This is a genomic window from Sphingomonas jinjuensis (assembly GCF_014197105.1).
Lineage (GTDB): Bacteria > Pseudomonadota > Alphaproteobacteria > Sphingomonadales > Sphingomonadaceae > Sphingomonas > Sphingomonas jinjuensis.
The window spans coordinates 250,713-266,111 of the sequence record NZ_JACIEV010000002.1; the positions used below are offsets into that span (position 1 = coordinate 250,713).

The 15,399-nt window shown below is 68.5% G+C and carries 13 protein-coding genes and 1 pseudogene; 2 read left to right on the forward strand and 12 right to left on the reverse strand.

Annotated elements, in window-relative coordinates; all coding sequences use genetic code 11:
* Window positions 1-48: 48 nt before the first annotated feature.
* The 12 genes and pseudogenes from gspN to GGQ80_RS04655 all read right to left on the reverse strand — a co-directional run bounded on the left by gspN (window position 49) and on the right by GGQ80_RS04655 (window position 11,512).
* Entirely contained in the window at window positions 49-765 is a 717-nt protein-coding gene (gene gspN / locus GGQ80_RS04600; protein WP_183982712.1) for a type II secretion system protein N, read from the reverse strand.
* On the reverse strand, window positions 762-1,232 hold the full coding sequence (gspM, locus tag GGQ80_RS04605) for a type II secretion system protein GspM (RefSeq protein ID WP_183982713.1): 471 nt from the start codon (window positions 1,230-1,232) through the stop codon (window positions 762-764). Before gspM ends, gspN begins: the two co-directional genes overlap by 4 nt.
* On the reverse strand, window positions 1,229-2,251 hold the full coding sequence (gene gspL, locus GGQ80_RS04610) for a type II secretion system protein GspL (RefSeq protein WP_183982714.1): 1,023 nt from the start codon (window positions 2,249-2,251) through the stop codon (window positions 1,229-1,231). The genes gspM and gspL overlap by 4 nt, the downstream gene beginning before the upstream one ends.
* On the reverse strand, window positions 2,248-3,258 hold the full coding sequence (gspK, locus tag GGQ80_RS04615) for a type II secretion system minor pseudopilin GspK (RefSeq protein ID WP_183982715.1): 1,011 nt from the start codon (window positions 3,256-3,258) through the stop codon (window positions 2,248-2,250). Before gspK ends, gspL begins: the two co-directional genes overlap by 4 nt.
* Window positions 3,212-3,862, reverse strand: a complete 651-nt coding sequence (gene gspJ / locus GGQ80_RS04620; RefSeq protein WP_343050842.1) for a type II secretion system minor pseudopilin GspJ — start codon at window positions 3,860-3,862, stop codon at window positions 3,212-3,214. Before gspJ ends, gspK begins: the two co-directional genes overlap by 47 nt.
* A 134-nt stretch (window positions 3,863-3,996) precedes the next feature.
* Window positions 3,997-4,416, reverse strand: a complete 420-nt coding sequence (gspI, locus tag GGQ80_RS04625) for a type II secretion system minor pseudopilin GspI (RefSeq protein ID WP_183982716.1) — start codon at window positions 4,414-4,416, stop codon at window positions 3,997-3,999.
* Window positions 4,406-4,873 carry a GspH/FimT family pseudopilin gene (locus GGQ80_RS04630; protein WP_343050844.1) on the reverse strand — a complete coding sequence of 156 codons (468 nt, stop codon included), beginning with the start codon at window positions 4,871-4,873 and terminating at the stop codon, window positions 4,406-4,408. The genes gspI and GGQ80_RS04630 overlap by 11 nt, the downstream gene beginning before the upstream one ends.
* 97 nt (window positions 4,874-4,970) lie before the next feature.
* Window positions 4,971-5,387: pseudogene (gene gspG, locus GGQ80_RS04635) on the reverse strand (type II secretion system major pseudopilin GspG); the annotation flags it as partial.
* Window positions 5,388-5,497: 110 nt separating this feature from the next.
* Complete coding sequence (gspF, locus tag GGQ80_RS04640; protein ID WP_183982719.1) at window positions 5,498-6,721, reverse strand: type II secretion system inner membrane protein GspF; 1,224 nt, start codon at window positions 6,719-6,721, stop codon at window positions 5,498-5,500.
* A gap of 122 nt (window positions 6,722-6,843) precedes the next feature.
* Window positions 6,844-8,460, reverse strand: a complete 1,617-nt coding sequence (locus GGQ80_RS04645; protein ID WP_183982951.1) for a GspE/PulE family protein — start codon at window positions 8,458-8,460, stop codon at window positions 6,844-6,846.
* A 5-nt stretch (window positions 8,461-8,465) separates the two neighbouring features.
* Window positions 8,466-10,673, reverse strand: coding sequence for a type II secretion system secretin GspD (gspD, locus tag GGQ80_RS04650; protein WP_183982720.1), 2,208 nt, complete (start codon window positions 10,671-10,673; stop codon window positions 8,466-8,468).
* Entirely contained in the window at window positions 10,670-11,512 is an 843-nt protein-coding gene (locus GGQ80_RS04655) for a type II secretion system protein N (protein WP_183982721.1), read from the reverse strand. The genes gspD and GGQ80_RS04655 overlap by 4 nt, the downstream gene beginning before the upstream one ends.
* A 103-nt stretch (window positions 11,513-11,615) precedes the next feature.
* On the opposite strand from GGQ80_RS04655, the gene GGQ80_RS04660 reads away from it, so the two are divergent.
* Both GGQ80_RS04660 and GGQ80_RS04665 read left to right on the forward strand, forming a co-directional pair.
* On the forward strand, window positions 11,616-12,293 hold the full coding sequence (locus tag GGQ80_RS04660) for a prolyl hydroxylase family protein (protein WP_183982722.1): 678 nt from the start codon (window positions 11,616-11,618) through the stop codon (window positions 12,291-12,293).
* 152 nt (window positions 12,294-12,445) lie between these two features.
* On the forward strand, window positions 12,446-15,337 hold the full coding sequence (locus GGQ80_RS04665) for a beta strand repeat-containing protein (protein WP_183982723.1): 2,892 nt from the start codon (window positions 12,446-12,448) through the stop codon (window positions 15,335-15,337).
* Window positions 15,338-15,399: the final 62 nt, after the last annotated feature.

The following is a 15,399-nucleotide window of genomic DNA, read 5'->3' on the forward strand; positions in this document are numbered from 1 at the left end:
CGGCCCTAGCGGGGCGGATCGGCCCGCGTCAAGACCGTGCGACGGCTTTTAGAAGCTGCCCTCGATCGACAACCGATATCCCTGCGGCCCCTGGACGAAGCCCGCCGCCGCCAGCCGCTGCGCCGCCAGCGGATCGGGCTGCGCCAGCGTCAGCGCCGCGGTATAGCGACCCTCGCCCGTGATCCGCAGCATCACGCTCTCCGTCCCCGGCTGGCTCGCGAGCGGCAGCAGCAGGGCCCCGCCTTCGCACCGCGCGGTCCCCGATACCGAGCCCGGTAGCGCGATCCCGGCGGCGTCGCCGATCAGCGTCGCGCGCACCCGGCCCTCCGCATTTTCGCAGCGGCCGTCGACGAAGCGGATCGACACATCGTCGAGGTCGAGCCGCGTGACCGGCACGGGCGCGAAGACCCGGCCCGTGGGCAGCGAGGCGGTCATGTGATCGATGCCGCTGACGTGGCGGCTGACGAGCAGCGACCCGGCCAGCGGCTGCGTGCCCCGCCCCGCCAGCGTGATCCTCGCCCGCCCGATCAGCAGGTCGAGCGGCGACAGCCCCGCATCGACATCGCCCAGCATCAGGTCGCCGAACCGCGCGTCGTACAGCCGCCCGTCCCACACGATGCCACCGACCCGCCTTGCGGTCAGCCCGGCCTCGCCGACACCCGCCCAGCCAAGGACCAGCCGAAGCGGCAGGAAGAACAACAGCGCCGCCAGCATCATCGCGCCGAACAGCGCCGCCGGGCCGGTGGAGAGGCGGAGCCGCATCATGCGACGCGCGCTTTGAGCACCAGGTCGACCGCGACGGTGCGGTCGCCATTGTCGCGCAACGTCGCAGCATCGACCAGAATGCCCGACCGCTCGAGTCCCGCAAGCCAGTCGTCGAGCGCCGCCGGGCGGGCCGACGGGATCGTCAGATGCACCCGATCGCCGCCCTGCTCGTCGAGCGTCGCAATGGTGAAGCCGGCGGCATCGGCGCGGCTGCGCACCGTATCGGCAAGGCTGCCGGTCAGCGCACGTCGCTGCCCCGCCGCCTTCAGCGCATCGACCGCCGCCGCGGTTTCGCCGAGTCGGTCTACCGCCGCCGCATGCCGCTCCCGCGCGGAGGCGAGGCCGTCGCCGACCGGGCGGATGATCCCCGCCCACACCAGCGTGATCGCGGCCAGACCCAGCATGACGAGGATCAGCCGCTGCTCGCGCTTCGAACGCTGGACGAACCATGATCGGAGAGACGTCATGGCCGTCGCACCGTCATCTCGCCCGTGACCCGGCCGTTGGCCGACTGGAACACACCGGCGGTCACCGCGAATCCGGCCGCCTCCAGCGCGCGCTTCAGGTCGGTCGGCAGCGATTCGCGCGCCGCCGCGACCGACAGCCGCAGGTCGCCGTTGGGCGAGAAGTCCATCCCCGTCAGCTCCGTCCCCGGCACCGCTCGGACAGCGGCATAGACCGCCGCCACCGCCGCGCTGAAGCCAACGCCCGGCCCGCGCACGCCCGACAGCCGCTCGCTAAGCTGGCGATCGACGTCGGTCACCGTCTCGCCACGCGCCAACGCGGTGCGGCCCAGCGCATCGGCACGGGCATCGAGCATATCGGCGCCGATACTGTACTTGGCGATACGCACGACATCGATCGCCAGCGTCGTGAGCAGGATAGACGCGGCCAGCACGCCGAGCCGCCGCACCAGCGGCCAGTCGATCGCGCGCCGCCGCCGCCGCGCGAACGGCCCCTGCCGCAGATCGAGCGGCACCCGCGCCAGCACGGCGTCGCGCGCCGCCGCCACCTCGTCCGCCGTCAGCGCCAGCGGCTCGACATCGCCGGTCACCAGCGGCGTGAGCAGGGGATCGTCGGCGAAGGCGACCGATCGGCCGCGCACCATTCGTTCACCGCCGATCTCGGCAATGACAAAGCCCTCCTCGGGGCGTGGGAGCAACAGCGGCGCAGGCACGATCGCGATCGGATCGATGCCGTCGGCGGCCAGGCTTTCGAGCCAATCGGTCATCGCCGCCGCAGAGACCACCGCGATCGGGCGATCGGCATCGCCCTCGTCCCCCACCGCGACATGCAGCTCGCCGATCGGCGCGGCGCTCGCCTCCGCGACGAGCAGCCGCGCCGCCGCGACCGCCTGCGCCGGGGTGCGCGCGGGCAGCTCCGCCCAGTGCAGCGTCACCGCCTCGGCCGGCGCCACCGCGATCACCGGGCCGTCGGGCGGCGGCGCGTCGCCGCGCACATGGGGAAGGAAGAGCAACGTCGTCATGTCGGATCGCCCCATTGCCGTGCAACGAGCCGCGCGGGAAGACGCGTTGCGTCGATCAGCGCCTGTTCCTGCAATCGCGTCGGCCCGTTGGTGACGTCGATACGCAGCGCGAACCAGCGCGTCGTCACCGCGGACTGGCGTTCGTCGGCGGTTACGCCCTGAAGCGACGCCTGCTTCCAGAATTCGCTGGCGCTGGCGAAACCAAGCGGCGGGCGGCGCAGGATCAGGCCACGCGCCATCGCGACGCTCATCGTATCGGGCGCGAGCATCGCGACGAGCGGCGCCTGCTCGGGCGTCAGCGTGTTCACGTTGATCGCCGCCGGCTCGGCCCGCGGTAGCGTGCAGAGCCAGGGGCGAACCGCGGCATAGACCTCAGCCGTCACGCCGTCGATCGCGCGCAGCTCGCTGGGATCGGCCATCAGCGTGCCCGCGGTGCGATAGGCGGGAACCCGGCCGAGATAGGTGCCGTCCTCCGCGCCGCTCGGCTGCTGGTCCTGATCGCTGTCGATCCAGTCGGCGGCGCCGGCGGACACCCGCTCGGCGACCTGCGCGCCGACGCCGGTCAGGCGCAGCAGGCGGGCGAACTGGACGCGCTGGACGGGATTGGTGGCGTAGAGGCCGGGGCCGGTCGCGGTGACGAGACCGTTGAGATTGAAGCAGTTGCCACCGTCGCTGACGCGCGCCACCGCCACGCCGCCGCCGGGCAGCGGCAGCGCGAACGGCCGCCCACTCCACCCACCCGCCAGCGTCACCCGATCCTGGCTGGGGCCAAGTAGCGCGGTAACGCGCGTCGTCGCCAACGTCTCGGCCGCCTCGGCGAACGCACGCGCCTGCTCGCCAGCGGCGGCATTGCCGGCAAGCCGGGTGGTGAGGCGCAATCGCTCCAGCATCGTCCCCGCCAGCACGGCGACGACGGCGACCAGCATCAGCACGGTGAGCAGCGCGGCGCCGCGCTCGCGCTCAGGCGGGCGCACCGGGCACGGCCCCGAACAAGGGCGGCGGCACATAGCCGCTGCCGACGAGCATCACGATGCGATAGGCGGTGCTATCGGCGCGCGTCAGCGACAGTTCGACGGCGTCGGGCAGGCTCGCGCCCTGGGTGCCGTCCCAGCGATCGCTCCACGCGCCACGAAACCGATAGCGGGCGGACACCGCCGACACATTGCCGAGCAGCACCGCCGTCACCAGCGGCGGCGCGCCATCGACCTGCGGATAGCCGATCCGCTCGAGCGACTTGTCGCCGAGGCGATAGGCGACCTTCTGGATGCCCGGGCGCGGCGCCGCATCGAGGTTGCTCCATCCGGCGCGCACGAAACGCATCGATCCGTCGGCGGCTCCGACGAACGCCGGAAGCATCGTCCCGCCCTCGTCGCGCGAAGGGCGGTCGCGGGCCTGCGCGAGATCGGCGGACAGGATCGCCATCGTCCGGGCCAGCGCACCGATATCGTCGAGGCGCTTCGACTGTGCCGCCTGCGCGCGGACGCTGAAGGCCAGGATCGCGATGCCGCCTGCGGCGAGCATCGAGAAGATCAGGAGGGCGATCATCACCTCGACGAGCGTGAAGCCGGATTCTCCGCGCGCCCCGTCATCCACACCGCGCTCGGCATCCACAATACCCTCGTCATCCCGGCCTTGAGCCGGGACCCATGGCTCCACGGGCGGCTTGCTCGCCATCGACTGAGTCGCTCGCCGCACGATGGATCCCGGCTCAAGGCCGGGATGACGGGATTGGGGGGCAACGTCGGTCATCGCGATGGCGTCGGGCTTGGTGCCGGCACCGCCGCGACGACCGGCACATCCGGCGGACGGATCGCGGTCGCCGTCCCCACCACCTGGCCACGCGCGTTCGCCACAGCGACATCGACCCGGACTACCTCGGCGTTACCCGTCGGACGCACGACCCGCCTCCAGCGCCAGCTGCGCCCCCCGCTCGTCTCGACCCCAGCGGCGGTGCCCAGCGCCGGCGCGCGGGCTTCGGTGATCGCCTCCACCGCGATGGTCCGCGCGACCATATTGCCGACCAGCGTATCGTCGAGCGTCGTCGCGCCGCGGATCGTCGCGCTCTCCAGCCGCACCAGCGCCAGCGCGGCCAGGCTGAACACCGCCAGCGCGACCATGATCTCGATGAGGGTGAAGCCGCCCTCCTCGCCGCGATCAGATCGCATCGGCGCGCACGCTGCCATCGGCGCCGATCGTCACGCTCGCCCGGCTGCCGCCCCGCGACAGGGTGAGCTGCGCCCCGCGATCGGCGAGGCCGGTCTCGTCGAAGGTTACGCGCACCCGCTCGCCGCGGCTGCCGGTGTCGGCGGCGGTGCCCTCGCCCCAGCGCGCGACGCGCAGGCTTTTGTCCTCGGCCGGTGTCCAGGCGCCGCCGACGCGCCGGTCGAAGCCATAGCCGGCGGGTGTGATCCACAGGCTTGTCGGCTGGGCGTCGATCACCGCCAGGTCATGTGCGGCACGCACCCGCGCGGCGAAGCGAGTCGCCTCGTCCATCACCCGCCCGCGCGGATCGGGCATCACCCAGACCGCGACCGCGGCGGCGAGCCCGATGATGGTGACGACGACCATCAGCTCGACGAGGGTGAAGCCGTTTCCCCCCTCACTGGCGCGCGCCCTCCCCACCGTTCGTCCTGAGCTTGTCGAAGGACAGGCCCGGGACAGGTGCTTCGACAAGCTCAGCACGAACGGGAGGGGACTGGGGCGCGACACCGGCCGAGGCTTACTGCCAGCTGCCGATATCGGCGTTGATTCCCTCGCCGCCCTCCTTGCCGTCGGCGCCATAGGTCCACACATCGGCCTCGCCATGCTGGCCCGGCGACGCGTAGTTGTACGGCCGGCCCCAGGGATCCTCGGGCAGCCTCTTGATATAGCCGCCACGCTGATAACGCGAGGCGTCCACGCCGGCAGGCGCGGTCACCAGCGCCTGAAGCCCCTGCGACGTCGTCGGAAAGACGCTCATCTGCAGGCGATACAGTTCGAGCCCGCCCTCGATCTGCGCGATATCGGCCTTCGCTTTCTCGATCCGCGCCTTGTCGCCCGAGGGCAGCACGTTGAGCGCGACGATCGTGGCGAGCAGGCCGATGATGACGATGACGACCATCAGCTCGACCAGGGTGAAGCCGTCTTCGCCGTCCCTTTCGTCACCCCGGACTAGACCCGGGCTCCCGCTGCTCTGCGGCGCGGGAGATGAAACGGGACCCCGGCTCAGGGCCGGGGAGACGGGGGTGGATGTACGCATCAAAAACCTCATTGACCGGCCAGCGTGTTGAGCTGGAGGATAGGCAGCAGGATCGATAGCACGATCGTCGCGACGACGCCGCCCATGACGACGATGATCGCGGGTTCGAGCAGCGACAGCGCGGTCGCGGTGAAGCGGTCGAACTCACGCTCCAGATAATCGGCGGCGCGCTCCAGCATCTCGTCCAGCCGCCCCGCCGCCTCGCCGCTCGCAGCCAGATACGTCAGCAGCGGCGGAAAGACGCCGGCGCGGCGCATCGCGGTCGACAGGCTGCCGCCGCCGCGGATGCTCTCGACGATCTCGTCGCTGGCGACGCGCAGACGGCGGTTGTGGATGGTGCCGGCGGTCAGCGTCAGCCCTTCGAGTAGCGGCAGCCGGCTCGCCACCATCGTGCCGAGCGTCCGCGCCATCCGCGCCGCGTGGAGATCGCGCAGCAGCCGTCCGAGCAGCGGCAGGCGCAGCAGCCAGCTGTCGAACGATAGCCGGATCGCAGGCTCCTTCAACGCCCGCCATGCGCCGAAACCGGCCAGCACCGCGACCAGCAGCATCGCCCACCACCAGCCGACGAGCAGGTCGGACACGGTGATGACGATCCGCGTCAGCAGCGGCAGCTCCTGGCCGACCGTGTCGAACTGCTCGACGACCTGCGGCACGACGAACATCATCAGTGCGGTGACGACGCCCAGCGCGACGATCGCGAGAATCGTCGGATAGGCGAGCGCGGTGATCAGCTTGCCGCGTATCTCCGCCTGCCGCTCCAGCAGCGCGGCGAGGCGGTCGAGGATCGTCGGCAGCGTGCCCGAACTCTCGCCCGCCGACACCATCGCGCGATAGAGCGGCGGAAAGCTCTTCGCCTCGCGCGCCATCGAATCGGCCAGGCGCCGGCCCTCGACGACGCCGGCATGGACCGTCTCGACGATGGCACGGACACGGTCCTGCTCGGTCTGGCGGGTGATCGTGCGCAGGCTCTCCTCGAGCGGCGAGACGCGGCTGAGCGTCGCAAGCTGACGGGTGAAGAGGGTCAGCTGCTTGCCGCTCATCTTCGGCCGCCCGAGTTGCAGGCCGAACAGCGGTCGGCTCGCCGTGGGACGAGGTGAGCCGGGGTCGAGTCGGACGACGTAGAGCTTGCGCCTGTCGAGCAGCGCCCGCGCGGCGTCGGCGTCCGCGGCGGCGAGGTGCCCGCGCGTCTCCTGCCCGCGCGTGTCGATCGCGATATAGTCGAAGTCAGCCATGACCGGCTCCCCTCCCTGCTAGGGAGGGGTTGGGGGTGGGTCGGAAGGCTCGCAGAAAGCAACGCGCAAGGCGGCCACCCACCCCCGGCCCCTCCTTTGCAGGGAGGAGGGAAGACGTGCCCCTACTCACCCGCCACCGGCACCGCTTCGATCACCGGTTCGGCGGCATCGCGACGCGAGACGCGAATCGCTTCCTCGGCGGTGGTCTGCCCGGCCTCGACCAGCGCCCGCGCCGACTGCGCCAGCGTCGGCGCCCGCGCGAAGGCGTGTGCGGCGATCGCCGCCTCGTCGCCGCCCTCGTTGATCAGGCGGCGGACGGTGTCGTCGACACGCACCGCCTCGAACACCCCGACCCGGCCCTTGAAGCCGCTGCCGTTGCACAGCTCGCAGCCGCCAGCCTCATACACCGTCGCCTTCGGATCGACATCGAGCAGCGCCGCGACCGAATGCTCTGCCGGGACGGGCCGCCGACAGGCCGCGCACAGCCGGCGTACCAGCCGCTGTGCGATCACCGCGCGCAGCGTCGAGGCGAGCAGGAAAGGTTCGACCTTCATGTCGCGCATGCGGGTGATCGCACCGATCGCATCGTTGGTATGGACGGTCGACAGCACCAGGTGGCCCGTCAGCGACGCCTGAACCGCGATCTCGGCGGTCTCGCGGTCGCGGATTTCGCCGACCATCACCGTATCGGGATCCTGGCGCAGGATCGCGCGCAGGCCGGCCGCAAACGTCAGCCCGACCTTCGCATTGACCTGGGTCTGGCCGACACCGTCGACGGCATATTCGACCGGGTCCTCGACCGTCAGGATGTTGCGGCTGCCGTCATTGAGCAGGCGTAGCGCGGCATAGAGCGTCGTCGTCTTGCCCGAGCCGGTCGGCCCGGTGACGAGCAGGATGCCGTTGGGCTCGGCCAGCGCCTCGCTGAGCAGCTGGTAGATCCGCGGCGTCAGCCCAAGCGCGGGCAGATCGATCCCCGCATTCTCCTTGTCAAGGATACGCAGCACCACCCGCTCGCCCGCCCGGCTCGGCAGCGTCGAGACGCGGACGTCGAGCAGCTTGCCGCCCAGCGTCAGCCCCATGCGCCCGTCCTGCGGCACGCGCCGTTCGGCGATATCGAGCCGCGACATAACCTTGATGCGGCTGACCACGACCGGCGCGACATGCGCCGGCATGCGCAGCGTCTCGCGCAGCACGCCGTCGATGCGCATGCGGACGACTAGGCCTGTTTCGTATGGTTCGATGTGAATGTCGCTCACGCCATTGCGCGCGGCATCGGCGATGATGCCGTTGATCAGCCGGATCGCGGGGGCGTCGTCCGCGGTGTCGAGCAGATCCTCGGCGGTCGGCAATCCTTCTGCCAGGCTGTCGAGCCCGCCGACGTCGACCGCGGCGAGCGCATTGGCCTGGCCGTCCATCGCGTAATTGTCGGAAAGCAGCCGGTCGAAGGCAGGCGCCGCGACCTGGGTTACCGCAAATGGCCGGGCAAGGAAGCGGCGGACCTCGATCAGCGCCTTGGGATCGGCGCCCTCGCGCAGCGCAACCGTCACCGGCGCGTCGGGTTCGCCATGTTGGACTGCGACGCCGAACTTGCGCGCGAAGGCATAGGGGATGGTGAGTTGAACAAGCCCCTCCCCTTCAGGGGAGGGGCTGGGGTGGGGCGTCGCGTCGGGCGCCGCGCTCTGCGAGGCTCCCCCCACCCCTTTCCCCTCCCCTGAAGGGGAGGGGCTAGCCGAGCCCATCGGCATCACGGCCGATCCCTCGGGATCACCACGCGCGACCGGTTCTGCACCACCGGCGCGCCGATGCGCGGATCCTCGATATTGCCGGGGATCGGCGCCGAGGGGATCGGTGCCGCTGCGCCCATATAGTCGCGGACCAGCTCGTCGATCGACGGTTCGCGCGTCGGGTCCTGCAGGCCCTGCTGCAGCCGCAGATAGCCGTAGCGCTGCTCGGTCACCTTGCGGCTGTCCGCCGCCGAGCGCAGGATCGTCGGGCGAATGAAGATCATCAGGTTGGTCTTGGTCCGCGATCGCGCCCGCGACTTGAACAGATTGCCGAGCACCGGAATGTCGCCGAGCAGCGGGATCTTTTCGATCGTCCGCCGCTCGTTGTCGTCGAGCAGCCCGCCGATCACCGCGATCTGGCCGTCGTCGACCGTCAGCGTCGTCTGCACCTCGCGCTTGTTGAGGATCAGGTCGCTGTTGTCGCTCGATACCGGCCCCGCGATCGAACTGACCTCGAGCCTGAGGTTGAGCTTGATCGCGCCCGAGTTGTTGACCTGCGGCTTCACCCCCAGCTCGATGCCGACATTCTCGCGCTGTGTCGTGCGGAAGGTGTTGTCGAAATTGTTCGACAGCGCCTGGCCCGTCGTGATCGGGATTTCCTGCCCGACCAGGCTGTGCGCCTCCTGATTGTCGAGCGTCACGATGTGCGGGACCTGAAGCAGGTTCGACGCGGTGTCGCTCTTCACCGCATTGATGATCGCGCCGAAGATGGTGTCGCCGATCCGCCCCCCGAAGCCGCCGAAGCCGCCCGACGAACCCAGGATCGAGTTGAGCGCCGACTGCGCCAGCTGGTCGGACACCGCGCTGTTGGTGGAGGTGACGATCGTGCCGTTGGTCGTCGTCGTCGTCGTCGTCGCCAGCTGGCGTGCGCCGATCGCGCCGGCGATCTGGAGGATGTTGGGCGCCGAATTGGCGAAGGTCGACGCCGCGAACGCGCCGCCCGAGGTGTTGCCGAGCAGGAACTGAGCGCCGAGTCGATTGACGGTGGCGTCGGATACCTCGGCGACGATCGCCTCGACCAGCACCTGCTCACGCCGGGTGTCGAGCTGACGGGTCACCTCGGCGAGCTGGCGCTGAATTTCGGCGGGGGCGGCGATGACGATCGCATTGGCGCCAAGGAAGCGGGTGATGACCGCGGCCGTCCGTCCGCCCTGGGTCGTGACCGCGGGCTGGCCGTTGGCATTGCCGCCGCCGCCGCCGCTGGTCGGCTGGCTGACCGGCGCGGCGGCGGGCATCGAGGTGCCGCCGGTCGAATTGCGGCTCATCGACGTCGATGTCGACAGCTGCAGCGTCGACGGCTGCGGCATCTCCGGCGTCTGGCCGACAAGCTGCTGGAGGACGGGGAGCAACTGCTCGGCATCGGCATTCTCGAGGAACACCACCTTGATCTCGGTCCCGCTACGCGCCTTCTGGTCGAGCTCGGCCGCGACCCGTGCCAGCCGCGCGACATTGCCAGCATCGCCGCGCAGTGCGACCGCGTTCGAGCTGTCGATCGCGACCACCGACACCACCGCGCCCGTCGACGGGCCAGCACCCCCCGCTCCGGCGCCGAGCAGCCCTTGGAGCGCCGCCGCCACTTCCTTGGCGTTGGCGTTCTTCAGCGCGATCACGCGGGTCGTCGCATTGTCGGTATCGACGCGGCGCAACACCTCGCGGATGCGGCGGATGTTGTCGGCGAAGTCGACCACCACCAGGCTGTTGGCACCGCGGTTGGCGGTGACGGAGCCCTGCGCACTCACCAGCGGACGGACGGTGTCGATCGCCTGGGTCGCGTCGACCGAGCGCAGGCGGATGATCTCGGTCACGAACGCGTTGCGGTTCGCGCCCGCGGCCCCCACCCGGCTTGGCTGCGAGGCGGCGTTGTCGATCGGCTGGATGCGGAAGGCGCCGTTGGCGGTCGGCACCGCGACGAGGCCGTTGGCGCGCAATGTCGACAGGAACGCCTCGAAATATTCCGACCGGCTGAGCGGTCGGTCGGTGACGACGGTCACCTTACCCTGGACGCGGTTGTCGACGATGAACGTACGCCCGGTCACCCGCGCGGCATCGGCGATGAACGCGCGGATATCGGCGTCGCGGACGTTGAGCGTCTGTTGCGCGGCGATCGGCGCGGACGGCAACGCCAGCGCCAGGGCGGAGGCGAGGAGCAGCTTGGGGCGGAACTTCATGGACGCGGTGCAATCGTGAGGGAGAGCGGCAGCGTCTGGCTGCCGCGCTCGACGGTGATGGGGATGGCGCCGCCGCCGGCGAAGTCGCTGGCGATGCGGTCGAGGTCGCCGGGGCCGGAAACAGGACGCCCGCCGATCGAGGTGACGACGTCGCCCTCGCGCAAGCCCGCCTGACGGAACAGCGCCCCGGTGCCCTGTGGGCGGACGACGAGGCCGCTGACCCGACCGCCGTCGATCCGCGGGATGAAGCCGATTTCCTGGCGGATCTGCGCGGCGCCGACCGCCGGCTGTGCCGGGAACGATGCGGCTGGCGGAACCGACGACGCGTTGGGCGCGGGCGCTGCGCCGGGCGGCGGCGGGGCCGTGTCGCCCTGGACGATGAACAGGTCCTCGTCGGCGCCGCCACGGTCGAGCGTGACATGGTCGAACGCCACCGCCTTCAGCTTGACGCCCGGCACGATCTCGTCGCCGACCGCATAGCTCAGCTGCTGCTGGTCGGGCCCGGCGATGATCGCCGATCCGCCGCCCGACGCCTCGTTCACGCGCGTTCCGAACAGCGTCAGCTGAAGCGAGGTGACGGTGCCCGGCTGGGTCTGGACGGGATCGAGGCGGAAGAAGGGATCGAAGCCGGCGATGACGTCGCCCGGATTGCCCGGCACGGCGAGCGCGGCGGGGCGCCAGTCGCCGAGCGGCGCGACCGGCGTGACGATCGTCCAGAACAGCCGCGAGCCTTGCACCGCGAGCAGCGCCAGCAACGCGAGTTCCGCGATTGAGTAGACATTGACGACGGGAAGGCGCCGCAACCAGCGGCGCGCCCGGGCGTCGAGCTTCAGTTGCATGTGATCGTCAGTCCCGCTCGGCTGCGGCTACGCTTGCCATGTTACAGCGGTGCGTCAAGAAGCTGACACGAAACCGTGACATGCCTGAAGGCAAGGAAGAGCCATGAATACCAGCTTCGCCCCCCGCCGCGACACCACGCCGATCGGCAACGGCCTGGATGGCGCCGCGATTGCCGAGCGCATGATGACTCGCCAAGGCGTGCAGAAGCTGCCCAGCCCCAAGCTCGACCTGTTCGTCCTCCGCGGCTTCCTGCCGAAGGAAATCTGCGACGTCGTCATCCAGCAGATCGACGCGGTCCGCCGGCCCTCCACCATCTCCGACCCCAATGGCGACGCAGCGTTCCGCACCAGCGAGACCGGCGACCTCGACGGCCGCCACCCGCTGGTCCGCGAGATCGAGCGCCAGTTCACCGCGCTATCGGGCCTCGCCCCCGAATATGGCGAGCCGCTTCAGGGGCAGCGCTATGCGGTGGGGCAGGAGTTCAAGGGCCATACCGACTATTTCGAGCCCGATGGCGTCGACTTCGACCGCTTCTGCAGCGTCGCGGGCAATCGCACCTGGACGATGATGGTCTATCTCAACGAGCCCGAAGCGGGCGGCGCGACGCGATTCAAGGCGGTCGACAAGATCATCCAGCCGGAGACGGGCAAGCTGGTCGCGTGGAACAACCGACGCCCCGATGGCAGCCTGAACCCGGCGACCCTGCATCACGGCATGAAGGTGCGGGCCGGGACGAAATACGTCATCACGAAATGGTATCGCGAGCGGCCGTGGGGGTGACCAGACGATAGCAGGCGATATACCGATCTGAATTTTTCTATCGGCAACATCGCTTATGCTAAGTTCACCAATACAACTGCTTTAGTCACGTGGTATCGCCCGATGACATCGACGATGCTATGATTTGCCATTCTCACGACGGGAGCGTGATTATGGCATTGGTAACCGGGACTAATGGCGCCGATATCCTGGAGGGGACATCGGGAAACGACACCATCTTTGGATTGGCCGGCAATGATCTGATTCGGGCGAGCCTCGGTGTGGACAGCGTCGATGGCGGGGATGGCGTCGACACGCTCGACCTGTCGCAGGCGTTCATTTTGTCACTGCCGATCGGCGACAGCTTCTTTGGTCGAGATCTCATTTTCACGAGCGACAGCGTGCGGGACGGGCTCAACGGTTTCAGCACACGATTGAGCGGGATCGAGACGATCAACGTGATCGAGCGAAGCGGCAATCGCATCGATATCGATACCGGCAATTCCCGCTACAATTTTAATATCGAGTTGGGAAACGGCACCCATCAGGTTGTCGGCCAGACCGACGCGGCCAACGAAACCGTCACCATATACTTCACCAACACGACCGATCGCATTTTCGCGACATTCGACAGCGGGTCTGTCAGTGCCAGGGACCGTGGTAACATCGACGTCTTTCAGTTCGGGACGTCTCAACTTCCCAGCCCGTCCGTTGCTACCAAGGCAGTGGAATCGATCGTCGTCCAATCGCTCGATACGGCCCGGGGGTTGGTCTTTGACTCTCTCATTGCGAACGACACGGCCACGTCGCTCACCATCTTCGCCTCCGACTACACCGACCTCATCACTGGCGGGTCCGAGCGCACGACCATCTGGATTCGTGGATCGGCGAGCGATTCGGACCTCTATCGCGGCGGCCTTGGCGCGGACACATTCGCGATTCGGGACGTGTCGAAGATCGGGTTGAACGGGAAGATCACCGACTTCGAGAACGTCGACACGATCGCGTTGGGCTCGCCGGGCGCCGGCGCTGTCTCGCCGACGTTTATAGGGACCAATCGCTTCAGCGGCGCAGCCGGCCAAGTCCGCTACCAGTTCCGTGATTCGACGACCATCATCGAGGCCGACAGCAATGGCGACGGGATTGCGGATCAATTGCTGACCATCGCCGATGGTCGGTTTGAGCTGACGGAGACCTCACTGGGACAGATCCAGGGCAAGTTCCTGTCGGCGGGAATCAACACCATCACCGGAACCTCGGGTGCGGATCGTCTTACCGGGACAGCCGATCCCGACATTATCAACGGCTTGGCCGGCAACGACACGATTGACGGTGGTAGCGGAGACGACACCATCGATGGCGGCACCGGCGCCGACACAATGCTAGGCGGCCCCGGCAATGACGTTTTCTATGTAAACGAAGAATCAGGCGTTCAAAACGGGCGCCGGACAGGCGATCAGGTTGACGGCGGCGACGGTTACGACACGGTCATCTCGTATGTCGACATTACAGTTGGTGATGCGAATGTTGAGGCGATTCGGGCAGCAAGCGGAACCGCGCCAATTAACATTCAAGCGATAGCCAACCAACTGGCGGTTGGAAACGATGGTGATAACAGACTTAGCACTTATGCGTTCAATGATTACATCACCCTTCAGGGCGGCAGAGGGAACGATACATATATCGTTTATCAAACCACGGCTTCGATCGTCGAAAACCCCGGTGAAGGCACCGACACCTTTCTAGTATCCACTAACTATACCAGTTTTGACTATACTCTTCCGTCGGGCGTCGAGATCGAGTTGCTATCGACAGCGACGAATTCCGCATCGAGCACCACGGGCCTCACCGGCAACGCGTACAGCCAGGTCATCGTCGGTGACTATGGCAACAACCGCCTAGCGGGCGGCGGTGTCACCTCGGGCGGCGGTGACGTGCTGATCGGGCTGCGCGGCAATGACACCTACATCGTCGATGCCACCAAGCTGTTCATCATCGAGAACGCCGACGAGGGCAACGACGTCGCCATCGTCACCGCGGCGGCGTCCAACTTCGTGCTCAACGAGAAGACCTCGGTCGAGACGCTCCAGGCCGCAAGCGGCACCGACGCGATCAACATCACCGGCAATCCCGATGCGCAGGTCATCATCGGCAACGAAGGCGCCAATATCCTGTCGGGCGCGGGCGGCGGCGATACGCTGATCGGGCTCGGCGGCAACGACACCTATCAGGTGCGCTCGATGGGCGACCAGGTGGTCGAGGCGAATGGCGGCGGCGTCGATACGGTGTTCGCGACGGTCAGCTATTCGCTCGGCGCCAACGAGATTGAGGTGTTGTCGACCGTGGTGAACGCGGCGACCGATCGGATCGACCTGATCGGCAATTATGCGACCCAGCTCGTCATCGGCAATGACGGCAATAACATCCTGAACGGCGGATCGGGCGGGGTCGACACCCTCATCGGGCTGTTCGGCGACGACACCTATGCTGTGGGCGATGCGCGGGTGACGATCGTCGAAAATGCCGGCCAGGGCACCGACGCCGTCGTCGCCTCGGTCAGCTACCAGCTGCGCACCGGCGTCAGCGTCGAGACGCTCGCCGCGCAGAACCGCGACGGCACCGAGGCGCTGGTGCTGACCGGCAATGAGGTGGCGCAATTCGTCGTCGGCAACGACGGCGCCGACACGCTTGATGGCCGCGGCGGGGCGGACACGCTGATCGGCGGCGGCGGGGCGGACGTGTTCGCCTTCACCACCGCGGCGGCGAGTGGCAATGCCGATACGATCTTCGACTTCCAGGCAGGAATCGACCGCATCGGCCTCGCGACCGACGTCTTTGCGGCGGTGACCGATGGCGGCATTCAGGCGGGTGAGTTCGTAGCTGGCACCGCGGCGCAGGATGGCGACGACCGGCTGGTCTATGACCAGACCACCGGCCGGCTGTTCTACGACGCCGACGGCAATGGCGCGGGCGCGGCGGTGCTGCTGGCCCAGCTGACGGCGGGGACGGCGCTGACGGCGGCGAGCTTCGTCGCCGTTGCACCGGTGGCGGATCTCGCGGCTTAGGCCTCCGGTGACCGGCGAGGTGCGCGGCGGTGGAGGGCATTCCCTGAGGGCGCATTGCCCGG